General features: G+C 55.1%; 20 protein-coding genes and 7 tRNA genes. 23 read left to right on the top strand and 4 right to left on the bottom strand.

Translation table 11 applies throughout. The annotated features are described in order from the left end of the window. Positions 1-4 precede the first annotated feature (4 nt). From nagC to HMPREF0201_RS04795, 10 genes are all read left to right on the top strand, one after another. Positions 5-1,225 (top strand): DNA-binding transcriptional regulator NagC, encoded by a 1,221-nt coding sequence (nagC, locus tag HMPREF0201_RS04840; protein ID WP_016535374.1) that lies wholly within the window; start codon positions 5-7, stop codon positions 1,223-1,225. 63 nt (positions 1,226-1,288) lie between these two features. Continuing rightward, the gene (locus tag HMPREF0201_RS04835; protein WP_016535373.1) at positions 1,289-2,044 is read left to right on the top strand and encodes an HAD-IIA family hydrolase; all 756 of its coding nucleotides are present in this window, start codon (positions 1,289-1,291) and stop codon (positions 2,042-2,044) included. Between the two features lie 309 nt (positions 2,045-2,353). Next, positions 2,354-4,015, top strand: coding sequence for an asparagine synthase B (gene asnB, locus HMPREF0201_RS04830; RefSeq protein WP_016535371.1), 1,662 nt, complete (start codon positions 2,354-2,356; stop codon positions 4,013-4,015). Between the two features lie 251 nt (positions 4,016-4,266). Then, positions 4,267-4,343 (top strand) — tRNA-Met (locus HMPREF0201_RS04825). Between the two features lie 7 nt (positions 4,344-4,350). Beyond that, positions 4,351-4,435: transfer RNA gene (locus HMPREF0201_RS04820), tRNA-Leu, on the top strand. Between the two features lie 24 nt (positions 4,436-4,459). Beyond that, positions 4,460-4,534, top strand: a tRNA-Gln gene (locus tag HMPREF0201_RS04815). A gap of 37 nt (positions 4,535-4,571) precedes the next feature. Continuing rightward, positions 4,572-4,646 (top strand) — tRNA-Gln (locus tag HMPREF0201_RS04810). Positions 4,647-4,667: 21 nt separating this feature from the next. Then, positions 4,668-4,744 (top strand) — tRNA-Met (locus tag HMPREF0201_RS04805). A 45-nt stretch (positions 4,745-4,789) separates the two neighbouring features. Further along, positions 4,790-4,864 (top strand) — tRNA-Gln (locus HMPREF0201_RS04800). Between the two features lie 35 nt (positions 4,865-4,899). After that, a tRNA-Gln gene (locus HMPREF0201_RS04795) sits at positions 4,900-4,974 on the top strand. 92 nt (positions 4,975-5,066) lie between these two features. Here HMPREF0201_RS04795 and ubiF read toward each other — a convergent pair. Further along, positions 5,067-6,242, bottom strand: coding sequence for a 3-demethoxyubiquinol 3-hydroxylase (ubiF, locus tag HMPREF0201_RS04790; protein WP_016535369.1), 1,176 nt, complete (start codon positions 6,240-6,242; stop codon positions 5,067-5,069). A 122-nt stretch (positions 6,243-6,364) separates the two neighbouring features. Here ubiF and miaB point away from each other — a divergent pair, with 122 nt between their 5' ends. The 5 genes from miaB to lnt all read left to right on the top strand — a co-directional run bounded on the left by miaB (position 6,365) and on the right by lnt (position 12,053). Further along, positions 6,365-7,789, top strand: a complete 1,425-nt coding sequence (gene miaB / locus HMPREF0201_RS04785; protein ID WP_039899143.1) for a tRNA (N6-isopentenyl adenosine(37)-C2)-methylthiotransferase MiaB — start codon at positions 6,365-6,367, stop codon at positions 7,787-7,789. 211 nt (positions 7,790-8,000) lie between these two features. Continuing rightward, complete coding sequence (locus tag HMPREF0201_RS04780; RefSeq protein WP_039897997.1) at positions 8,001-9,062, top strand: PhoH family protein; 1,062 nt, start codon at positions 8,001-8,003, stop codon at positions 9,060-9,062. Further along, a complete protein-coding gene (gene ybeY / locus HMPREF0201_RS04775) occupies positions 9,059-9,526 on the top strand; it encodes an rRNA maturation RNase YbeY (protein ID WP_016535366.1) in 468 nt (155 codons plus the stop codon). Before HMPREF0201_RS04780 ends, ybeY begins: the two co-directional genes overlap by 4 nt. A 99-nt stretch (positions 9,527-9,625) precedes the next feature. Beyond that, on the top strand, positions 9,626-10,504 hold the full coding sequence (corC, locus tag HMPREF0201_RS04770) for a CNNM family magnesium/cobalt transport protein CorC (RefSeq protein WP_016535365.1): 879 nt from the start codon (positions 9,626-9,628) through the stop codon (positions 10,502-10,504). 7 nt (positions 10,505-10,511) lie between these two features. Further along, positions 10,512-12,053, top strand: a complete 1,542-nt coding sequence (lnt, locus tag HMPREF0201_RS04765) for an apolipoprotein N-acyltransferase (RefSeq protein ID WP_016535364.1) — start codon at positions 10,512-10,514, stop codon at positions 12,051-12,053. A gap of 88 nt (positions 12,054-12,141) precedes the next feature. Here the strand turns inward: lnt and HMPREF0201_RS22985 are convergent, their stop codons facing one another. Beyond that, positions 12,142-12,387: a hypothetical protein gene (locus HMPREF0201_RS22985; RefSeq protein WP_157056723.1), complete on the bottom strand. Its 246-nt coding sequence runs from the start codon at positions 12,385-12,387 to the stop codon at positions 12,142-12,144. A gap of 46 nt (positions 12,388-12,433) precedes the next feature. Between HMPREF0201_RS22985 and HMPREF0201_RS04760 the strand changes: the two genes are divergently transcribed. From HMPREF0201_RS04760 to HMPREF0201_RS04745, 4 genes are all read left to right on the top strand, one after another. Beyond that, positions 12,434-13,345, top strand: coding sequence for an amino acid ABC transporter substrate-binding protein (locus tag HMPREF0201_RS04760; RefSeq protein WP_039897996.1), 912 nt, complete (start codon positions 12,434-12,436; stop codon positions 13,343-13,345). A gap of 199 nt (positions 13,346-13,544) precedes the next feature. Beyond that, positions 13,545-14,285: an amino acid ABC transporter permease gene (locus HMPREF0201_RS04755; RefSeq protein WP_016535361.1), complete on the top strand. Its 741-nt coding sequence runs from the start codon at positions 13,545-13,547 to the stop codon at positions 14,283-14,285. Further along, positions 14,285-14,959, top strand: coding sequence for a glutamate/aspartate ABC transporter permease GltK (gene gltK, locus HMPREF0201_RS04750; protein WP_016535360.1), 675 nt, complete (start codon positions 14,285-14,287; stop codon positions 14,957-14,959). The genes HMPREF0201_RS04755 and gltK overlap by 1 nt, the downstream gene beginning before the upstream one ends. Further along, complete coding sequence (locus HMPREF0201_RS04745) at positions 14,959-15,684, top strand: amino acid ABC transporter ATP-binding protein (RefSeq protein ID WP_016535359.1); 726 nt, start codon at positions 14,959-14,961, stop codon at positions 15,682-15,684. The genes gltK and HMPREF0201_RS04745 overlap by 1 nt, the downstream gene beginning before the upstream one ends. A gap of 51 nt (positions 15,685-15,735) precedes the next feature. Here HMPREF0201_RS04745 and HMPREF0201_RS04740 read toward each other — a convergent pair whose 3' ends face one another. Then, entirely contained in the window at positions 15,736-16,218 is a 483-nt protein-coding gene (locus HMPREF0201_RS04740; RefSeq protein ID WP_016535358.1) for a zinc ribbon-containing protein, read from the bottom strand. 261 nt (positions 16,219-16,479) lie between these two features. Here HMPREF0201_RS04740 and leuS point away from each other — a divergent pair, with 261 nt between their 5' ends. Genes leuS through nadD form a run of 4 tightly spaced genes read left to right on the top strand, consistent with a single transcriptional unit; the run spans position 16,480 to position 21,356 of the window. Beyond that, complete coding sequence (leuS, locus tag HMPREF0201_RS04735) at positions 16,480-19,062, top strand: leucine--tRNA ligase (RefSeq protein WP_016535357.1); 2,583 nt, start codon at positions 16,480-16,482, stop codon at positions 19,060-19,062. Positions 19,063-19,076: 14 nt separating this feature from the next. Beyond that, positions 19,077-19,688 carry an LPS assembly lipoprotein LptE gene (gene lptE, locus HMPREF0201_RS04730; RefSeq protein WP_039897994.1) on the top strand — a complete coding sequence of 204 codons (612 nt, stop codon included), beginning with the start codon at positions 19,077-19,079 and terminating at the stop codon, positions 19,686-19,688. Further along, positions 19,685-20,716 carry a DNA polymerase III subunit delta gene (gene holA, locus HMPREF0201_RS04725; RefSeq protein ID WP_016535355.1) on the top strand — a complete coding sequence of 344 codons (1,032 nt, stop codon included), beginning with the start codon at positions 19,685-19,687 and terminating at the stop codon, positions 20,714-20,716. Before lptE ends, holA begins: the two co-directional genes overlap by 4 nt. Continuing rightward, the gene (nadD, locus tag HMPREF0201_RS04720) at positions 20,709-21,356 is read left to right on the top strand and encodes a nicotinate-nucleotide adenylyltransferase (protein WP_016535354.1); all 648 of its coding nucleotides are present in this window, start codon (positions 20,709-20,711) and stop codon (positions 21,354-21,356) included. Before holA ends, nadD begins: the two co-directional genes overlap by 8 nt. 49 nt (positions 21,357-21,405) lie before the next feature. On the opposite strand, the gene HMPREF0201_RS22980 is transcribed toward nadD, so the two are convergent. Further along, complete coding sequence (locus HMPREF0201_RS22980; protein ID WP_016535353.1) at positions 21,406-21,600, bottom strand: hypothetical protein; 195 nt, start codon at positions 21,598-21,600, stop codon at positions 21,406-21,408. Positions 21,601-21,605: the final 5 nt, after the last annotated feature.

Here is a 21,605-nt window from a genome sequence, read left to right as displayed (position 1 = left end):
TAGCATGACGACTGGCGGACAAGCCCAAATTGGTAACGTTGACCTGGTAAAACAGCTGAATAGCGCGGCGGTGTACCGCCTGATTGACCAGCATGGTCCTATCTCGCGCATTCAAATTGCCGAACAAAGCCAACTTGCGCCCGCCAGCGTAACGAAAATTACTCGCCAGCTTATTGAGCGCGGCCTGATTAAAGAAGTCGATCAGCAGGCCTCCACCGGCGGCCGCCGCGCTATCTCCATCATTACCGAAACCCGCAATTTCCACGCTATTGGCGTGCGTCTTGGCCGCCACGATGCCACCATCACGCTGTTTGACCTGAGCGCAAAGCCGCTGGCGGAAGAGCATTACCCGCTGCCTGAACGCACGCAGGAAACCCTCGAGCATGCCCTGCTCAACGCCATCGGGCATTTTCTGGAGAGCTACCAGCGTAAAATCCGCGAGCTGATTGCTATTTCGGTGATTTTACCCGGCCTGGTCGACCCGGAAAGCGGCGTGATCCGCTATATGCCGCACATCGCGGTGAATAACTGGGCGCTGGTTCAGAGCCTGGAAAAACGCTTCAATGTGACCTGCTTTGTCGGGCACGATATCCGTAGCCTGGCGCTGGCCGAGCACTATTTCGGTGCAACACACGACTGCGAAGACTCCATTTTGGTGCGCGTTCACCGCGGCACCGGGGCCGGTATTCTGTCAAACGGCAGGATTTTTATCGGACGTAACGGCAACGTGGGTGAGATTGGCCACATTCAGGTTGATCCTCTGGGCGAGCGCTGCCACTGCGGCAATTTCGGCTGCCTCGAAACCATCGCCGCTAACGCCGCCATTGAACAGCGGGTTCGCCACCTGCTCGAACAGGGCTATAACAGCCGCCTGACGCTGGATGACTGCGGTATTCAGGCCATCTGTAAAGCTGCCAATAAGGGCGATGCGCTGGCCTGCGAAGTGCTGGAGCACGTTGGCCGCCACCTGGGCAAAGCGATCTCTATCGCCATTAACCTGTTTAACCCGCAAAAAGTGGTGCTGGCCGGCGAGATTATAGAAGCCGAGAAAGTGCTGCTTCCCGCTATCGAAGGCTGCATCAACACCCAGGTACTGAACGCGTTCCGTAAAAACCTGCCGGTCGTCTGTTCAAAACTCGACGACCGCTCGGCAATTGGCGCATTCGCGCTGGTAAAGCGTTCAATGCTAAACGGCGTGCTGCTCCAGCATTTGCTGGAAAGTTAATACGGCCAGGGCAGCATTTTACGCTATAGTTACCGCCTTCTTTTCCGTGAGCCAGAGTTGTTAATGACCACCATTCAGAACGTAATTTGTGATATCGACGGCGTGCTGATGCACGACAATGTTGCCGTGCCGGGCGCTAATGAGTTTCTGGCACGCATCCTTGAGAAGGGATTCCCGCTGGTACTGCTGACCAACTACCCTTCCCAGACCAGCCAGGATCTTGCCAACCGCTTTGCTTCCGCAGGCATTGACGTGCCGGAGAGCGTGTTTTACACCTCCGCAATGGCAACGGCAGATTTTCTGCGCCGCCAGGAAGGTAAAAAGGCCTATGTAGTTGGCGAAGGCGCGCTGATCCATGAGCTATATAAAGCAGGCTTCACCATTACCGACATCAACCCGGATTTTGTCATCGTCGGCGAAACCCGCTCCTTCAACTGGGAAATGATGCACAAGGCCGCTTACTTTGTGGCAAACGGGGCGCGCTTTATTGCCACCAACCCGGACAGCCATGGCCACGGTTTTAGCCCGGCCTGCGGTGCGCTCTGCGCCGGTATAGAAAAAATCTCCGGCCGCGAGCCGTTTTATGTCGGCAAACCGAGCCCGTGGATCATCCGCGCTGCGTTAAATAAAATGCAGGCCCACTCCGAGCAAACCGTGATTGTCGGCGACAACCTGCGCACCGATATTCTTGCAGGCTTTCAGGCCGGCCTTGAAACCATTCTGGTGCTGTCCGGCGTTTCCAGCCTGAATAACGTAGACGACATGCCGTTCCGGCCGAGCTGGATTTATCCTTCGGTCGCGGAAATCGACATCTTCTAAGCGTAACGCCGGCCAATCCGCCGGCGTTTTTATTTATCCGCAAAAACCCCCGCATTTGGATGAATAAAATCTGCCTCCAAATGTTAAAAATTGCCGATCCGCTAATTTTCACGGCCAAAACATCCGCATTTTTCAGAGATCGGCAATCCTCACTTAACTATTTATCAGCAGAATACTAAATCCCTTGCATTCCCTTCAGCGATTGAGCATTTTCATTATTAAGCAACGCAGCAAAGCCGCAGTAAAAAGCAAAAACGGCAACGCAGCATCACAACTCAAATCGCTCAGGCAAGTGTACGGAGAAGTTCTATGTGTTCTATTTTCGGCGTTCTCGATATCAAAACCGATGCAGTTGAATTGCGCAAAAAAGCGCTGGAATTATCACGTCTGATGCGCCACCGCGGCCCCGACTGGTCCGGCGTCTACGCCAGCGACAAAGCGATTCTGGTTCACGAGCGCCTGTCGATTGTCGACGTCAACGCCGGTGCTCAGCCTCTGTACAACGTCGAGAAAACTCACGCCCTGGCGGTTAACGGTGAAATCTATAACCACCAGGCCCTGCGCGCCGAATACGGTGACCGCTATCAGTTCCAGACCGGCTCAGACTGCGAAGTTATCCTGGCGCTTTACCAGGAGAAAGGCCCTGAATTCCTCGACGACCTGCAGGGGATGTTTGCTTTCGCCCTCTACGACAGCGAGCAGGACGCCTACCTGATTGGCCGCGACCACATCGGCATTATTCCGCTGTATATGGGCCACGACGAGCACGGCAACATGTACGTTGCTTCCGAAATGAAAGCCCTGGTGCCGGTTTGCCGCACCATTAAAGAGTTCCCGGCCGGAAGTTATCTGTGGAGCAAAGACGGCGAAATTCGCAGCTACTACCAGCGTGACTGGTTCAGCTACGAAGAAGTTAAAGACAACGTGACGGATAAAAATGCCCTGCGCCAGGCGCTGGAAGATTCCGTGAAGAGCCACCTGATGTCCGATGTGCCTTACGGCGTGCTGCTGTCCGGCGGGCTGGACTCTTCGGTTATCTCCGCGATTACCAAGAAATTTGCCGCCCGCCGCGTTGAAGACGAAGAGCGCAGCGAAGCCTGGTGGCCGCAGCTGCACTCCTTCGCCGTGGGCCTGGAAGGTGCGCCGGATCTTAAGGCCGCTCAGGAAGTGGCAAACCATCTCGGCACGGTTCACCATGAGATTCACTTTACCGTTCAGGAAGGTCTGGACGCTATCCGCGACGTTATCTACCACATCGAAACCTACGATGTGACCACCATCAGGGCCTCTACCCCGATGTATCTGATGTCGCGTAAGATCAAGGCGATGGGCATTAAAATGGTGCTCTCCGGCGAAGGTTCTGACGAAGTATTTGGCGGCTACCTGTATTTCCATAAGGCGCCAAACGCTAAAGAGCTGCACGAAGAAACCGTACGCAAACTGCAGGCGCTGCATATGTTTGACTGCGCCCGAGCCAACAAGGCGATGTCCGCCTGGGGCGTGGAAGCGCGCGTACCGTTCCTCGACAAGAAATTCCTCGACGTGGCGATGCGCATCAACCCGCAGGATAAAATGTGCGGCAACGGTAAAATGGAGAAGCACGTGCTGCGCGAATGCTTCGAGTCTTACCTGCCGGCAAGCGTCGCCTGGCGCCAAAAAGAGCAGTTCTCTGACGGCGTAGGCTATAGCTGGATCGATACCCTGAAAGAAGTGGCGGCCGAACAGATTAGCGACCAGCAGTTGGCTACCGCCAGCTACCGTTTCCCGTACAACACGCCGGGTTCTAAAGAGGCGTACCTGTACCGCGAAATCTTCGAAGAACTGTTCCCGCTGCAAAGCGCGGCTGAGTGTGTACCGGGCGGCCCTTCCGTTGCCTGTTCTTCTGCTAAAGCCATCGAGTGGGATGAGTCGTTTAAAAACATGAACGATCCGTCAGGACGCGCGGTTGGCGTGCATCAGGCCGCTTATTAATAAGCGATTTAGCGTAAAACAACGGGCCTTTTGGCCCGTTGTTGTTTCTGTATTATCGCTGAGGCTTTATCCCTGTTTTTAACCGCAATTAAAATCAAAACCCGCCGTTATTGTCGATATTTCAAGCAAGCTGTTCGCAAGTCATTCAAACGAGCATTCTGAGCGGGTTTTCGGGAAAAAACTAGTTGACGCTGTAGAGTCAACTCAGCATAATGCGCCCCGCAACGCCGATAAGGTTACGCAAAAAAGATGGCTACGTAGCTCAGCTGGTTAGAGCACATCACTCATAATGATGGGGTCACAGGTTCGAATCCCGTCGTAGCCACCATCTTTTTGCGGGAGTGGCGAAATTGGTAGACGCACCAGATTTAGGTTCTGGCGCCGCAAGGTGTGCGAGTTCAAGTCTCGCCTCCCGCACCATTTCCTTTTACCGCGTTGCACGGATGGGGTATCGCCAAGCGGTAAGGCACCGGTTTTTGATACCGGCATTCCCTGGTTCGAATCCAGGTACCCCAGCCACAATTCTTCGATATTAGCGGTTCACCGCGACGGTCATTGGGGTATCGCCAAGCGGTAAGGCACCGGTTTTTGATACCGGCATTCCCTGGTTCGAATCCAGGTACCCCAGCCATCGAAGAATATGTTAAGATTTGGCTACGTAGCTCAGCTGGTTAGAGCACATCACTCATAATGATGGGGTCACAGGTTCGAATCCCGTCGTAGCCACCATACAACGGAGTTATTGATTAAGTTCGATAAATCCTAAAAAATTGTTGGGGTATCGCCAAGCGGTAAGGCTCTGGTTTCTGATACCAGCATTCCGAGGTTCGAATCCTCGTACCCCAGCCAATTTAAAAAGTCGTTCACTTGTGAGCGCAACCCGTTGGGGTATCGCCAAGCGGTAAGGCTCTGGTTTCTGATACCAGCATTCCGAGGTTCGAATCCTCGTACCCCAGCCACACAATGAAAAGCCCGCGCAAGCGGGCTTTTTGCTTTTCTGTCAGAAACAGAGTTGCCTGATACCCTCTCCCACGGGGAGAGGGTATCAAGTTTAGAGTCCCAGAGCGTATTTCAGCGCTTTACGTTTCAGACCGCCCGCTCTTTCTGCCGCCATCAGACCAAGATTTCGCACCACGCGCAGCGGTGACAGCGTATTGCTGAACCCTGCGTAGAACAGATCCATTCCACTTTGCATCAGGAAGTTATCCGCCTGCCTGCGTGCCTGGTAGCGCTTAAGAATTGCCGAGCTCGCCCAGTCTTCCCCGTGGCTACGAGCGTTAATCATCACCTCAAGCAAAGCTTCCACATCACGATAGCCGAGATTCACGCCCTGGCCCGCCAGAGGATGGATGGTATGCGCGGCATCGCCAATCAACGCCAGCCCAGGCTGAACGTACTGTAGCGCATGGCGGCGAGTCAGAGGGAAAGCGCCGCTGGCGAGCGGAGTCACCGCCCCAAGTCGGCTCGGGAAGGCGGCCGCAATCGCTTTTTGCAGTTGCGGCATATTCATGCTTTGCAGCTGGCGAATACGCGCCGGAGTGTCGTACCAGACCAGCGAAGCCCAGTTGTCGAACAGCGGTAAAAACGCATGTGGACCGGTCGGGGTAAAATGCTGCCAGGTGCTGTCGCCCGGGGCCGATTCGCATTTCACGGTAATCAGCATACAGGACTGACGGTACTGCCAGGCGTGGATGCCAATTCCGGCCCATTGTCTGACCTGAGAGTTCGCCCCGTCAGCGCCAATCACCATCGCCGCATCAAGCGTATCGCCCGCACTAAACTCCAGCGTCCAGCCCTGCTGGCGCCGGTGTATTTTGTTCAGACTGGCCGGGCAAAGCAGCGAAACCTGAGGGTGAGCTTCCAGCGCGCCCCAAAGCGCACGTTGCAGAACGTTATTCTCCACCATAAAACCAAGCTCGGGTAAGCCCAGTTCGGCAGCGTCGAAACCAACGTGAGCGCTCTCCCATTCCCAGGTTTCAAGGCGACGATAAGGGTGCGCACGCATTGCCAGCACGCTATCCCAGACGCCCAGAGATTTCAGCACGCCAACCGACGCGCTGCTGATTGCCGAAATTCTGACGTCAGGCTGGCTATCGGCGACAAAAGCCTCGGGAGCCTGATGCTCAATAACCGCAACCCGGAAGCCGCTTTGCGCCAGCCCCAGCGCCGCCGCCGCGCCGACCATACCGCCGCCGACAACGGCCACTTCAATTGCTTGATTTGCCATGAGTCACTTTCCTTAATTTATCTCAGCTGATTCTACTGACTTTTCCCAGGCTGGTCACATCCATGGCAAAGCATTACACTATCGGGCTTAATTCCTGGCTTCACCTGAGCAATGGCAAGTCGATGACAAAAAAACTCCATATAAAAACCTGGGGCTGTCAGATGAACGAATACGATTCATCCAAGATGGCCGACCTGCTGGATAGCACCCACGGCTTTACGCTGACCGAGAATGCTGATGAAGCGGATGTCCTGCTGCTGAACACCTGTTCCATCCGCGAAAAAGCGCAGGAAAAGGTGTTTCATCTGCTTGGCCGCTGGAAGCACATCAAAGCCAAAAGACCGGATGTTATCATCGGCGTTGGCGGCTGCGTCGCCTCCCAGGAAGGGAAAAAAATTCGCCAGCGCGCGCATTATGTGGATATCGTCTTCGGGCCGCAAACCCTGCACCGCCTGCCGGAAATGATCAACCAGGTTCGCGGTACCCGCAGCCCGGTGGTTGACGTCAGCTTCCCGGAAATCGAAAAATTCGACCGTCTGCCGGAGCCAAAAGCCGAAGGCCCAACCGCCTTTGTCTCAATAATGGAAGGCTGCAATAAATATTGCACCTACTGCGTGGTGCCGTACACCCGTGGAGAAGAGGTCAGCCGCCCGTGCGACGATATTCTGTTTGAGGTTGCCCAACTGGCGGCCCAGGGCGTGCGTGAAGTTAACCTGCTCGGCCAGAACGTTAACGCATACCGCGGCGCGTCCTATGACGGCGGTATCTGCTCTTTTGCAGAACTGCTGCGCCTGGTGGCCGCCATCGACGGTATCGATCGCATTCGTTTTACCACCAGCCACCCGATCGAATTCACCGACGATATTATCGAAGTGTATCGCGACACGCCGGAGCTGGTGAGCTTCCTGCACCTGCCGATTCAGAGCGGTGCCGACCGCGTGCTGAATATGATGGGCCGCACCCACACCGCGCTGGAATATAAATCGACTATCCGCAAGCTGCGCGCGGCGCGCCCGGATATTCAGATAAGCTCTGACTTCATCGTCGGCTTCCCGGGCGAAACCCGCCAGGACTTCGAGCAAACCATGAAGCTTATCGCCGACGTTAACTTCGATACCAGCTTCAGCTTTATCTTCTCTGCCCGTCCGGGTACACCGGCGGCGGACATGGTGGATGACGTTCCGGAAGAAGAGAAGAAGCAGCGCCTCTATATTCTGCAGGACCGCATTAACCAGCAGGTAATGGAGTGGAGCCGCAAAATGCTCGGCACGGTGCAACGTATTCTGGTTGAAGGCACCTCGCGCAAAAGCATCATGCAGCTCTCCGGGCGTACCGAAAATAACCGCGTGGTGAACTTCGAAGGCACGCCGGACATGATTGGCAAATTCGTCGATGTTGAGATAACCGAAGTCCTGACCAACTCGCTGCGCGCCACGCTGGTTCGCACCGAAGATGAGATGGGCCTGCGCATCGCCGAAACGCCGGCATCCGTTATCGCCCGTACCCGCAAAGAGAACGACTCTGGCGTAGGTTTCTACCAGCCATAATCCTTCTTTGCCGCTGCCGGAGCGCTAACATCGTGCTCCGGCAACGAATCTCATCGCCCGTACTTGCATTCTGAATACATCACCCAAATATCAATTGCGACGCTTGCGCCATCACGACACGGGATAAATAATTTCCCTGTAGCCGGAACGAAATTTTCGGCGAAGCGAGACCGTTTACTCTAACTGGCCCCGAGTGACCCAGAGGATAAGTTTGAATATCGAAACAAGAGAATTAACGCTGGAACCTGCGGATAACGCCCGCCTGCTTAGCCTGTGCGGCCCGTTTGATGACAACATCAAACAGCTGGAGCGCCGACTGGGAATTGAAATCAACCGCCGTGACAATCACTTCAGACTCACCGGCCGGGATCTCTCAGTTAACGCCGCCGCGGATATTCTGCGCCATTTGTACGTGGATACCGCGCCAATGCGCGGCCAGAGCCAGGATATCAACCCGGAGCAGATCCACCTCGCTATAAAAGAAAGCCGCGTGCTGGAGCAAACGGCGGACAGCGTTCCTGATTACGGCAAAGCAATCAACATTAAGACCAAACGTGGGGTTATCAAACCACGTACGCCTAACCAGGCACAGTACATTGCCAATATTCTCGACCACGACATTACCTTCGGCATCGGCCCTGCCGGGACGGGGAAAACCTATCTCGCCGTTGCAGCCGCGGTTGACGCGCTCGAGCGCCAGGAGATTCGCCGAATTCTGCTGACCCGCCCCGCCGTCGAAGCGGGCGAAAAGCTTGGCTTCCTGCCGGGTGATTTAAGCCAGAAGGTGGACCCTTATCTGCGCCCGCTGTACGACGCCCTGTTTGAGATGCTTGGCTTTGAGAAGGTCGAAAAGCTCATCGAGCGCAACGTCATCGAAGTCGCGCCGCTTGCCTATATGCGCGGCCGCACGCTGAACGACGCCTTTGTTATCCTCGACGAAAGCCAGAACACTACGACCGAACAGATGAAAATGTTCCTGACCCGCATTGGCTTTAACTCCAAAGCGGTTATCACCGGCGACGTCACGCAGATAGACCTGCCGCGCAACCTGAAGTCAGGCCTGCGCCACGCGATAGACGTGCTGTCAGAAGTGGACGAAATCAGCTTTAACTTCCTCAACAGCGAAGACGTGGTGCGCCACCCGGTGGTTGCCCGCATCGTTAACGCCTACGAGGCATGGGAAAGCGCCGATCAAAAACGTAAAGACGAGCTTGCGGCCGAGCGTAAACGCGAAGCCCTGGCCCTGCAAGCCAGCGCTCAGGAGAGTAAATGAGTCAGGTTATTTTAGATTTACAGAACGCCTGCGAAGACGCCAGCGGCCTGCCGGAAGAGGCTCAATTTCAGCGTTGGTTAAATGCCGTTATTCCTCAGTTCCAGGAAGAGTCGGAAGTGACCGTTCGTCTGGTTGATGAAGCCGAGAGCCACGATCTTAACCTGACCTATCGCGGTAAAGATAAGCCCACCAACGTGCTTTCTTTCCCGTTTGAAGCGCCTCCGGGCATTGAGCTGCCGCTGCTCGGCGACCTGATAATCTGCCGTCAGGTGGTTGAGCAGGAAGCCAAAGAGCAGGAGAAGCCGCTGGAAGCTCACTGGGCGCACATGGTGGTGCACGGCAGCCTGCATCTGCTCGGCTATGATCATATAGAAGATGAAGAAGCCGAAGAGATGGAAGCGCTGGAAACGGAGATAATGCTTGCTCTTGGGTATGCCGATCCGTACATTGCCGAGAAAGAATAGTCGGTTCAGGGCTTTCCCTGAGCCGCAGTAAAGCGCAGGCAGCGTACCATCAGGCTGCCTGTTAGTAATTGATTAATATGAGGCCTCAAACCAAACGCCATGAGCGACGACAACTCACAGAACAGTGACACGCCTGCCAGTAAAAAGGGATTCTTTTCCCTGATTCTCAACCAGCTATTCCACGGTGAGCCAAAAAACCGTGACGATCTGCTGACGCTTATTCGTGATTCTGAGCAAAACGATCTTATAGATCAGGACACCCGCGACATGCTCGAAGGGGTAATGGACATCGCCGACCAGCGCGTTCGCGATATCATGATCCCACGTTCGCAGATGGTGACGCTCAAGCACAATCAGACCCTGGACGAGTGCCTGGACGTTATTATCGAGTCCGCCCACTCCCGCTTCCCGGTCATTAGCGAAGATAAAGATCACATCGAAGGGATTCTGATGGCGAAAGATCTGCTGCCGTTTATGCGCAGCGATTCCGAGCCGTTTAGCATGGAAAAAGTGTTACGTCAGGTGGTTGTTGTACCTGAGAGCAAGCGCGTCGACCGCATGCTGAAAGAGTTTCGCCAGCAGCGCTACCACATGGCGATTGTGATAGACGAGTTCGGCGGCGTTTCCGGCCTTGTCACCATCGAAGATATTCTTGAGCTTATCGTCGGCGAAATCGAAGATGAGTACGACGATGAGGAAGACGGCGATTTCCGTCAGCTCAGCCGCCATACGTGGACGGTTCGCGCTCTGGCTTCTATCGAAGACTTCAACGACACCTTCGACACGCACTTTAGCGACGAAGAGGTCGATACGATTGGCGGCCTGGTCATGCAGGCGTTTGGGCACCTGCCCGCTCGCGGCGAAACCATTGAAATAGATGGTTACCAGTTCAAAGTCGCCATGGCAGATAGCCGCCGTATTATTCAGGTTCATGTCAGAATTCCGGACGACTCGCCGCAACCAAAACTGGACGACTAACTCAGCTATGGCTATAGCTCAACAACTTCAACGCCAGCGCGTTCGCCTGCTGCTGGCGCTTTTCTTTGGCGCCTGCGGGACGCTGGCCTTTTCTCCCTATGACTTCTGGCCGGCGGCTATTGTCTCTCTAGCCGGTTTACAGGGGCTAACGCTAAACCGTCGCCCGACGCAAAGCGCGTGGATAGGCTTCTTCTGGGGGCTTGGCCTGTTCGGCAGCGGCATTAACTGGGTGTATGTCAGCATCGCCCAGTTTGGCGGCATGCCCGGCCCGGTTAACGTGTTCCTGGTGGTGCTTCTCGCCGCTTATCTGTCGCTGTATACCGGCCTGTTTGCCGGAATACTTAGCCGCCTGTGGCCAAAAACCACCTGGTGGCGCGTCGCTATTGCCGCGCCGGTAGTCTGGCAGATAACCGAGTTTCTGCGCGGCTGGGTGCTAACGGGCTTCCCGTGGCTTCAGTTCGGCTATAGCCAGATAGACGGCCCGCTAAAAGGCATCGCGCCGATTCTGGGCGTCGATAGCATCACCTTCCTGCTGATGATTATCAGCGGCCTGCTGGTTTACGCGCTGCAAATGCGTAAATGGGCGCCTGCCGTTGTCTCCGTCGCTTTGCTGTTGCTTCCGTGGCCGCTGCGGACCATTCAGTGGTTCCAGCCGCAGAGCGAGCGTCCCGTTGAAGTCGCGATGGTCCAGGGCGATATTCCCCAGTCGCTGAAATGGAACGAAAGCCAGCTGCTCGACACGCTGAAAATCTATCTTGATAAAACTCAGCCTGAAATGGGCAAAGCGCAGCTGATTATCTGGCCAGAATCGGCTATTTCCGATCTCGAGATTAACCAGCAGCCGTTCCTGACCATGATGGACGACCTGCTGCGTTCAAAGCACAGCTCGCTGATTACCGGGATAGTCGATGCGCGCCTGAACAAGCAAAACCGCTACGACACCTACAACACCATTATTACCCTGGGTGAAGGCAGTCCGTACGGCTACACCAGCGCTAATCGCTACAACAAAAATCACCTCGTGCCGTTCGGTGAGTTTGTACCGCTGGAGTCTATTCTGCGCCCGCTGGCACCGTTCTTTGATTTACCGATGTCCTCTTTCAGCCGCGGCCCGTATGTTCAGCCGCAGCTGGAATCTAACGGAATCAAACTGACGGCGGCGATTTGCTACGAGATTATTCTTGGCGAACAGGTGCGGGATAACTTCCGCCCGGACACCGACTTCCTGCTGACCATCTCTAACGATGCGTGGTTCGGGAAATCGATTGGCCCATGGCAGCACCTGCAAATGGCGCGTATGCGCTCCCTTGAACTGGGCCGCCCACTGCTGCGCAGCACCAATAACGGCGTAACCGCCGTGGTAAATGCCGAAGGTGATATTACCAACGTGCTCCCGCAGTTCACCCGCGACGTGCTGGAAGCTAAAGTGACGCCAACCCGTGGCTTAACGCCGTATGCGCGCTTCGGTTTCTGGCCACTGTGGGTCATTACCGCCCTGTTCGGCTTCGGCGCGCTGGTGATGAGCCTGCGCAACCGTAACAAAAAGTAATCCTCCTCCCTCTATAAAGGCCAGCTTATTTGCTGGCCTTTTTCATTTCTGGCACAGCGTTTGCTAGATTTTAACTGTAAAAATCAATTTATTGGCGCGAAGACGCCTTATAAGCCGCCTGTGGACGGCGATAAAAATTCATGCACCAAAAAGCGACATCGCAAGCACCATTACGGTGCAGTGGCATATCTTTGCCTTTAAACGGTGCGGCGCGCTTCGCAAAAATAAACATTCTCTTAGCAATTTCTTTACATTCAGCTAGGTTAAATGTTAACAAAAGAGCATTGCTCGACGATTTTTGCAGCATGAAAAAACAACAAAACACAACACTCACATCGGATACCCGTGCCTCCTCTGGCACTAAGATTAAGGAGTTAGATATGCAATTACGCAAACTGGCCACGGCAATGCTGGTGATGGGCATGAGCGCAACAATCGCCCACGCAGAAGACGCCAAACCTGCGGCTCAACAGTCAACGCTGGATAAAATCAAAGCCAATGGCGTTATCGTGGTCGGCCACCGTGAATCATCTGTACCTTTCTCTTATTACGACAACCAGCAGAAAGTGGTTGGCTACTCTCAGGACTACTCCAACGCCATCGTTGAAGCGGTGAAGAAGCAGCTCAACAAACCCGATCTGCAGGTTAAGCTGATCCCAATTACCTCCCAGAACCGTATTCCGCTGCTGCAAAACGGCACCTTCGATTTTGAATGCGGCTCAACCACCAACAACCTGGAACGTCAGAAACAAGCAGCCTTCTCCGACACTATCTTCGTAGTCGGCACGCGTCTGCTGGTGAAAAAAGGCGGCCCGATTAAAGACTTCCCGGACCTGAAAGGTAAAACGGTTGTTGTGACCTCCGGAACCACCTCCGAAATTCTGCTGAACAAGCTGAACGACGAGCAAAAACTGGGCATGCGCATCATCAGCGCTAAAGACCACGGCGACTCCTTCCGTACCCTGGAAAGCGGCCGTGCCGTTGCCTTTATGATGGATGACGCCCTGCTGGCAGGCGAGCGCGCCAAGGCCAAAAAGCCGGACAACTGGGAGATCCTCGGCAAGCCGCAGTCCCAGGAAGCCTACGGTTGTATGCTGCGTAAAGACGACCCTGAATTCAAAAAGCTGATGGACAGCACCATCGCCCAGGCGCAGACCTCTGGCGAAGCCGCCAAATGGTTTGATAAATGGTTCAAGCAGCCGATTCCTCCTAAGAACCTGAACATGAACTTCGACCTTTCTGACGAAATGAAAGCGCTGTTCAAGGAACCAAACGACAAAGCTCTCAACTAATTAGAAACACAGGGGCCGGAAGAATCCGCCCTCCCGATTGACGAACTGAAGCCAGGACAGACTATGCGTCGGATGGTCGTTCCCCATCCGGCGTGAAGCGCCTAAAAATGCAGACAAAGATCTGCTTACGGGCGCAGGCTTCTCATCAATCTTCGAGGGTAGCAAAAGCTACCCTCTTTTTTTTATCTCGGAGTAAGTTATGTCTATAGACTGGAACTGGGGGATCTTTCTACAGCCCGCCCCGTTCGGCAACACAACCTATTTGGGCTGGATTTGGAATGGCTTCCAGGTCACCGTAGCCCTGTCAATTACCGCATGGATAATCGCTTTCCTGGTAGGATCGCTGTTCGGTATTTTACGCACCGTTCCTAATAAATGGCTTTCAGGGCTGGGCACGCTATATGTCGAGCTATTCCGTAACGTCCCCCTGATAGTGCAGTTCTTTACCTGGTATCTGGTGGTGCCTGAGCTGCTGCCGGAAAACCTCGGCATGTGGTTTAAGTCCGAGCTGGATCCCAATATTCAGTTCTTCCTTTCGTCCATGATTTGCCTCGGGCTGTTTACCGCCGCCCGCGTCTGCGAGCAGGTTCGCGCCGCCATCCAGTCTCTTCCTCGTGGGCAAAAAAACGCCGCGCTGGCAATGGGGCTGACGCTGCCGCAGGCTTACCGCTACGTGCTGCTGCCTAACGCCTACCGCGTTATCGTCCCGCCGATGACTTCCGAAATGATGAACCTGGTGAAAAACTCGGCCATCGCTTCAACCATCGGCCTGGTGGATATGGCCGCTCAGGCGGGCAAACTGCTGGACTACTCGGCGCACGCCTATGAATCCTTTACCGCAATCACCCTTGCCTACGTGCTGATTAACGCCGTCATCATGGGCGTGATGGTTATCGTGGAACGTAAAATTCGCCTGCCGGGCAATATGGGAGGCAAATAATGCACGATTTTGACTGGAGTTCTATTCTGCCCGCCCTGCCGTTTTTAATGCAGGGGCTGGTGATTACGCTGAAAATCACCGTTACCGCGGTGGTTATCGGTATTGTCTGGGGCACGCTGCTGGCGGTCATGCGGTTGTCGAGCTTTAAGCCCGTTGCCTGGTTTGCTACCGCCTACGTCAACGTCTTCCGCTCCGTGCCTCTGGTGATGGTGCTGCTGTGGTTTTACCTGGTAGTACCGGGCTTCCTGCAGTCGGTACTGGGCCTGTCGCCAAAGACCGATATTCGCCTGATCTCCGCGATGGTGGCCTTCTCGATGTTCGAGGCCGCTTACTACTCGGAAATCATCCGCGCCGGTATCCAGAGCATTTCTCGCGGGCAGTCCAACGCCGCGCTGGCGCTGGGCATGACCCAGTGGCAGTCGATGAAGTTAATTATCCTGCCGCAGGCCTTCCGCGCGATGGTCCCGCTGCTGCTAACCCAGGGCATCGTGCTGTTCCAGGATACCTCGCTGGTTTATGTCCTGAGCCTGGCAGACTTCTTCCGTACCGCATCGACCATCGGCGAGCGTGACGGAACCCAGGTCGAGATGATCCTGTTTGCCGGTCTGGTCTATTTTGTTATTAGCCTTAGCGCGTCGTTGTTGGTCAGCTATTTGAAGAAAAGGACTGTTTAATGATTACCCTGAAAAATGTTTCTAAATGGTATGGTCACTTTCAGGTGCTGACCGACTGCTCCACCGAAGTGAAAAAAGGCGAAGTGGTGGTCGTTTGCGGGCCTTCCGGCTCCGGTAAATCCACGCTGATTAAAACCGTTAACGGCCTTGAGCCGGTACAGAAAGGCGAGATCCTGGTTAACGGCACTCAGGTGAACGACAAAAAAACCAACCTGGCGCAGTTGCGTTCGCACGTCGGCATGGTGTTCCAGCACTTTGAGCTGTTCCCGCACCTGTCGATTATCGAGAACCTGACGCTTGCCCAGGTAAAAGTGCTGAAGCGTGATAAAGCCGCTTCCCGCGCCAAAGGGCTGAAACTGCTCGAACGCGTAGGGCTTTCTGCCCATGCCGATAAATATCCGGCACAGCTTTCGGGCGGCCAGCAGCAGCGCGTGGCCATCGCTCGCGCTCTGTGCATGGATCCTATCGCCATGCTGTTTGACGAACCCACCTCCGCGCTGGATCCGGAAATGATCAACGAAGTGCTGGACGTTATGGTTGAGCTGGCCAATGAAGGCATGACGATGATGGTGGTCACCCACGAAATGGGCTTCGCCCGCAAAGTGGCGAACCGCGTTATCTTTATGGACGAGGGTAAAATTGTTGAGGACTCTAACAAAGACGACTTCTTCAATAACCCGCAATCAGAACGCGCCAAAGACTTCCTCGCAAAAATTCTGCACTAAACAAGTCGCGTCACCAAAGTAAAAAGCCTTCCCCAACGGGAAGGCTTTCTTTTAGGGTTCGAATGGCCGGCGATGAAATTGGTTATGGCCGCACTTAGGGCAGACAGGTAAGACTTCAGGCGTGTAAATCGCAATATGATGGTGGCAATTCTCACAGACCAGATTGCCAAGCCCGACGACCTCGCCGCTGTGATAGACGCCGTGGTGGCTGAGATCTTTAAACACCTCACGCCACTCAAGCTGCGTCTTGTCGGTGATATCCGCCAGTTCCTGCCACAGGCTTTCTTTTATCACCCGCATAAAGACGCTATCGGTAAACTCCTCATGGCTTTCGCCGTAGCTGCGAGCAAATTCCTCCAGGTCACGGCGCACTGCTCGCGTCACTTCTTCTATTTCGGTTCGGGTCAGTTCGCCGGTATCGTTCATTTGTTTGCGCGCGCTGGCGACCAGCTCATCGATATCACGCTCGCCCTTGCGCAGCCGCTCGCTCAGAGACTCAACCAGTTCCCGGTAAAATTGAGCAACCTTGTTCATCGTTAGCCTGCCTCCTTGAAGGGTTCCTGCATTTACAGTGTGGTAACCACTCTAAGAGTAGACGTTAATCGGCCAACGCTTTGTTAGTTTAGCCACACCCGGAGTAAAAAACTGCAAGTTAACCAGAACGGTGAAAAGGCCAATCGGCTCGTCGAAAGGCTGTTTTGCCGCTGTCTAATCGGCTATGCTATGCCTGTCTGAACTCAAATCACTAAAGGCTACTTTCGTAGCTGTCTTTCATTAACAGGACTACTGGCTGCCATGCAAGAGCAATACCGCCCGGAAGAGATAGAATCCAACGTCCAGCAACACTGGCAAGAGAACCGTACTTTTGAAGTGACCGAAGACGAAGGCAAAGAGAAATACTACTGCCTCTCAATGCTGCCCTATCCTTCTGGCCGACTACATATGGGCCACGTCCGCAACTACACCATCGGCGACGTTATCGCACGCTACCAGCGCATGCTGGGCAAAAACGTCATGCAGCCGATTGGCTGGGATGCGTTTGGTCTGCCTGCTGAAGGCGCTGCGGTTAAAAACAATACCGCACCGGCTCCGTGGACCTACGACAACATCAATTACATGAAAAACCAGCTCAAAACGCTGGGCTTTGGCTATGACTGGAGCCGCGAGCTGGCAACCTGTACCCCGGAATATTACCGTTGGGAACAGCAATTCTTCACTCAGCTGTACAACAAAGGCCTGGTTTACAAAAAAACCTCGGCGGTTAACTGGTGCCCGAACGACCAGACCGTGCTGGCCAACGAGCAGGTTATCGACGGCTGCTGCTGGCGCTGCGATACCAAGGTTGAGCGTAAAGAAATTCCACAGTGGTTTATTAAAATCACCGCCTATGCCGACGAACTGCTGAACGACCTGGACACGCTGGACCACTGGCCGGATCAGGTTAAAACCATGCAGCGCAACTGGATTGGCCGTTCCGAAGGCGTAGAAATTACCTTCGACGTCGAAAACAGCGCCGAAAAGCTGACCGTTTACACCACCCGCCCTGACACCTTCATGGGCGTGACCTACCTGGCCGTTGCCGCGGGTCACCCTCTGGCGCAGCAGGCTGCGGTAAACAACCCGGCTCTTGCCGAGTTTATCGACGAATGCCGCAATACCAAAGTAGCCGAAGCCGATATGGCGACTATGGAGAAGAAAGGCGTTGCCACAGGCATTAACGCTATTCATCCGCTGACCGGCGAAAGCGTTCCGGTTTGGGTCGCAAACTTCGTGCTGATGGAATACGGCACCGGCGCGGTCATGGCCGTTCCGGGTCACGACCAGCGCGACTGGGAATTCGCCACTAAATACGGCCTGCAAATCAAACCGGTTATCCTCAATGCCGACGGCAGCGAGCCGGACCTGTCTGGCGCAGCAATGACCGAAAAAGGCGCGCTGTTCAACTCCGGTGAGTTCAACGGCCTGGACTTCCAGCAGGCGTTCAACGCCATTGCCGATAAGTTAGCGGCTAAAGGCGTGGGCGAGCGTAAAGTTAACTTCCGTCTGCGCGACTGGGGCGTTTCCCGTCAGCGTTACTGGGGTGCACCAATCCCGATGGTGACTCTGGAAGACGGCACCGTAATGCCAACGCCTGAAGATCAGCTCCCGGTTATCCTGCCGGAAGACGTAGTGATGGACGGCATTACCAGCCCGATCAAAGCGGATCCTGAGTGGGCAAAAACCACCGTCAACGGTATGCCTGCCCTGCGCGAAACCGATACCTTCGACACCTTTATGGAGTCGTCCTGGTACTACGCGCGCTACACCAGCCCGCAGTACGACAAAGGCATGCTAGACTCCAAAGCGGCCAACTACTGGCTGCCGGTAGATATCTACATCGGCGGTATCGAACACGCCATCATGCACCTGCTCTACTTCCGCTTCTTCCACAAGCTGATGCGCGACGCGGGCATGGTCAACTCCGACGAACCGGCTAAGCAGTTGCTGTGCCAGGGCATGGTGCTGGCAGATGCCTTCTACTACACCGGCAACAACGGCGAGCGCAACTGGGTCTCTCCGGCAGAAGCCATCGTCGAGCGTGATGACAAAGGCCGCATTGTTAAAGCCCGTGACGCAGAGGGCCGTGAACTGGTCTATGCTGGCATGAGCAAAATGTCGAAGTCGAAAAACAACGGCATCGACCCGCAGGTTATGGTCCAGCGCTACGGCGCGGATACCGTGCGTCTGTTTATGATGTTTGCTTCACCGGCAGACATGACGCTCGAGTGGCAGGAGTCCGGCGTGGAAGGCGCAAACCGCTTCCTGAAACGCGTCTGGAAACTGGTTTACGAGCACACCAGCCGCGGTGCAGCTCCGGCTCTGGATATTGCCGCGCTGAGCGAAGATCAGAAAGCGCTGCGTCGTGATGTGCATAAAACTATCGCTAAAGTGACCGATGATATCGGCCGCCGTCAGACCTTTAACACCGCCATCGCCGCCGTTATGGAGCTGATGAACAAGCTGGCTAAAGCCCCTCAGGAAGGCGAGCAGGATCGTGCTCTGCTGAATGAAGCGCTGTTGGCCGTGGTGCGTATGCTTTATCCGTTCACCCCACACGTTTGCTTCGATATGTGGCAGTCGCTGGGCGGCGAAGGCGATGTTGACAATGCACCGTGGCCGCAGGCCGACGAGCAGGCAATGGTGGAAGATTCTCGCTTGGTCGTGGTTCAGGTTAACGGTAAGGTACGCGGCAAAGTCACCGTACCAGCAGATGCTACCGAAGCGCAGGTTCGTGAGCGTGCAGGTCAGGAACATCTGGTGGCGAAATATCTTGAGGGCGTAACCGTGCGTAAAGTGATTTACGTTCCGGGTAAACTGCTCAACCTGGTTGTGGGCTAAGCGCAGGAGGAAGTGTGCGACATCCCTTTGTCACTTTGTTAGTAAGCCTGGCGGTGCTGGTCACCGCCGGATGTGGTTTTCACCTGCGTGGTAACACGCAGGTTCCTACTGAGATGAAGACGCTGATCCTCAACTCCGGCGATCCTAACGGCCCGCTGACCCGTGAGATCCGCCAACAGTTGCGCTTGAACGGCGTCACTATTGTTGACGATACCGGCACCGGCGTGCGTAAAGATATTCCATCTCTGCGCGTGGGCAGTGCCGGGCTGGGTCAGGACACTGTTTCGGTGTTCCAGAACGGCCAGACCGCGGAGTACCAGATGGTGATGACTGTCAACGCACAGGTGTTGATCCCGGGCCATGATATTTATCCTATCAGCGCGACGACCTATCGCTCGTTCTTTGATAACCCACTGACTGTCCTGGCGAAAGATGCCGAGCAGGATTTGATTATCAAAGAGATGTACACCAACGTTGCTCAACAGCTGATCCGTAAGCTGCTGGCGGTTCACGCTGCCGATCTTGATGCCACTAAGGATGCGGAAAAACCGGTAAGCACGCCAAAACCAGCCCCTCCGGCTGGCCGGGTATCCACCACTCTGTCGGCAACCTCCGGTAGCCAATGATTCGAGTGTACCCGGAACAACTCCACGCGCAGCTCAATGAAGGGCTGCGCGCGGCGTATCTGCTGGCAGGCAACGACCCTCTTCTACTCCAGGAAAGCCAGGATGCGGTGCGCAAAAGCGCCCAGCAGCACGGCTTTGAAGAACACCACAGCGTCCAGATAGACGCCTCCACCGACTGGCAGGCTCTGTTCTCTATTTGCCAGGCGCTCAGCCTGTTCGCCAATCGTCAAACTTTGCTTCTACTGCTGCCGGAAAACGGCCCTAATGCCGCCATTAACGCACAGCTGGAAACCCTGGTCAGCCTGCTGCACGACGACATTCTGCTGCTGGTTCGCGGTAACAAATTCACCAAAGCGCAGGAAAATGCCGCCTGGTTTACCCAACTGGCGAACCGTTCGGTATTGGTAACCTGCCAAACCCCCGAGCAGGCAAATCTCCCGCGCTGGGTCGCTCAGCGTGCCAGGCAGATGAACCTGACGCTGGATGATGCGGCAAACCAGCTGCTCTGCTATTGCTACGAAGGCAATCTGCTGGCGCTCTCCCAGGCGCTGGAAAGGCTGTCGCTTATCTGGCCGGACGGCAAACTGACGCTGCCCCGCGTGGAACAGGCGGTGAACGATGCCGCGCACTTTACGCCTTTCCATTGGGTAGATGCCCTGCTCGCCGGGAAAAGCAAACGCGCGCTGCACATCCTCCAGCAATTGCGCCTTGAGGCCAGCGAGCCGGTCATTTTACTGCGCACGCTACAGCGAGAGCTATTGCAGCTCGTCAACCTCAAGCGTGAATCAGCGACAACCCCGCTGCGCACTCTGTTCGACCAGCAGCGGGTATGGCAAAACCGCCGCCAGTTGGTAACCGAGGCATTGAACCGGGTTTCGAGCGAGCAGCTCTACCAGGCCGTTCGCCTGCTTACCCGGGTTGAGCTAACGCTGAAACAGGATTATGGTCAGTCGGTTTGGGAAGATCTGGAAGGTCTCTCATTACTGATTTGCCACAAAGCATTACCGGAAATTTTTATCGATGTCTGACGCTTCGCTCCTGGCGCTTTATGGCGGGACCTTTGATCCCATTCATTACGGGCATCTGAAGTCAGTTGAGGCGCTTGCCCGGCAGGTTTTGCTGCGCCGGGTCACCATCATGCCGAACAATGTGCCGCCGCATCGCCCACAGCCGGAAGCCAGCAGCGAACAGCGCAAAGCGATGATTGAACTGGCAATTGCCGGAAACCCGCTGTTTACCCTGGATGACCGCGAGCTGTCTCGATCCACGCCCTCGTGGACCGTTGAAACGCTTGAACAATTGCGGGCAGAAATCGGACACTCGCAGCCGCTGGCATTTATCATCGGCCAGGACTCTTTACTCAGCCTGCACCGCTGGAACCGCTGGGAAGAACTCCTGTCTCTGTGCCACCTGCTGGTAACGCAGCGCCCGGGCTATCCTCTGGCGATGGAAACCCCGGAACAGCAGGCATGGCTGGCGCAGAACCTCACCGATTCGGTAGCCACGCTGCACCAGCGGCCATCGGGCAACGTCTTTCTGGCACAGACGCCGCTCTACGATATTTCGGCCACCGTCATCCGCCAGCGCCTTGAAGAAAACCAGCCCTGCGACGATCTGCTACCGCCCGAGGTACTGGCTTTTATTCTGCAACATGGCCTCTATCGTTAAGCCATTCAGCGAAGTCTGAATCACCGGCGGGATGAACCGGTTTACACTATTATAATTCACCGGAAACGACAGGCGCACGCCAGCCATTGACACCACCCCTCAGGCTGTTATGCTCCGCTGCCATAATTTCCTGCCCGTAAATCCGGCTTTTCTGAAATAGTTTTACAAAAATGGCGATGCAAACTCCGGCGCGCAATGGGATGATAGCCCGCGATCTGCGCTGGACGGCCAATTTTTCAGCCAAAGCCG

The sequence above is a fragment of the Cedecea davisae DSM 4568 genome (assembly GCF_000412335.2).
Lineage (GTDB): Bacteria > Pseudomonadota > Gammaproteobacteria > Enterobacterales > Enterobacteriaceae > Cedecea > Cedecea davisae.
The sequence above is the reverse complement of the archived record's forward strand: the minus strand, read 5'-3'. Positions and strand labels throughout refer to the sequence as shown.

What these genes read in the sequence shown, in the direction of transcription:
- nagC (WP_016535374.1), top strand. Translation starts at nt 5, where the DNA reads ATGACGACTGGCGGACAAGCCCAAATTGGTAACGTTGACCTGGTAAAA.
- HMPREF0201_RS04740 (WP_016535358.1), bottom strand. Translation starts at nt 16,218, where the DNA reads ATGAACAAGGTTGCTCAATTTTACCGGGAACTGGTTGAGTCTCTGAGC.
- HMPREF0201_RS04835 (WP_016535373.1), top strand. Translation starts at nt 1,289, where the DNA reads ATGACCACCATTCAGAACGTAATTTGTGATATCGACGGCGTGCTGATG.
- lnt (WP_016535364.1), top strand. Translation starts at nt 10,512, where the DNA reads ATGGCTATAGCTCAACAACTTCAACGCCAGCGCGTTCGCCTGCTGCTG.
- miaB (WP_039899143.1), top strand. Translation starts at nt 6,365, where the DNA reads ATGACAAAAAAACTCCATATAAAAACCTGGGGCTGTCAGATGAACGAA.
- HMPREF0201_RS04745 (WP_016535359.1), top strand. Translation starts at nt 14,959, where the DNA reads ATGATTACCCTGAAAAATGTTTCTAAATGGTATGGTCACTTTCAGGTG.
- nadD (WP_016535354.1), top strand. Translation starts at nt 20,709, where the DNA reads ATGTCTGACGCTTCGCTCCTGGCGCTTTATGGCGGGACCTTTGATCCC.
- holA (WP_016535355.1), top strand. Translation starts at nt 19,685, where the DNA reads ATGATTCGAGTGTACCCGGAACAACTCCACGCGCAGCTCAATGAAGGG.
- ubiF (WP_016535369.1), bottom strand. Translation starts at nt 6,242, where the DNA reads ATGGCAAATCAAGCAATTGAAGTGGCCGTTGTCGGCGGCGGTATGGTC.
- HMPREF0201_RS04760 (WP_039897996.1), top strand. Translation starts at nt 12,434, where the DNA reads ATGCAATTACGCAAACTGGCCACGGCAATGCTGGTGATGGGCATGAGC.
- leuS (WP_016535357.1), top strand. Translation starts at nt 16,480, where the DNA reads ATGCAAGAGCAATACCGCCCGGAAGAGATAGAATCCAACGTCCAGCAA.
- gltK (WP_016535360.1), top strand. Translation starts at nt 14,285, where the DNA reads ATGCACGATTTTGACTGGAGTTCTATTCTGCCCGCCCTGCCGTTTTTA.
- asnB (WP_016535371.1), top strand. Translation starts at nt 2,354, where the DNA reads ATGTGTTCTATTTTCGGCGTTCTCGATATCAAAACCGATGCAGTTGAA.
- ybeY (WP_016535366.1), top strand. Translation starts at nt 9,059, where the DNA reads ATGAGTCAGGTTATTTTAGATTTACAGAACGCCTGCGAAGACGCCAGC.
- corC (WP_016535365.1), top strand. Translation starts at nt 9,626, where the DNA reads ATGAGCGACGACAACTCACAGAACAGTGACACGCCTGCCAGTAAAAAG.
- HMPREF0201_RS04755 (WP_016535361.1), top strand. Translation starts at nt 13,545, where the DNA reads ATGTCTATAGACTGGAACTGGGGGATCTTTCTACAGCCCGCCCCGTTC.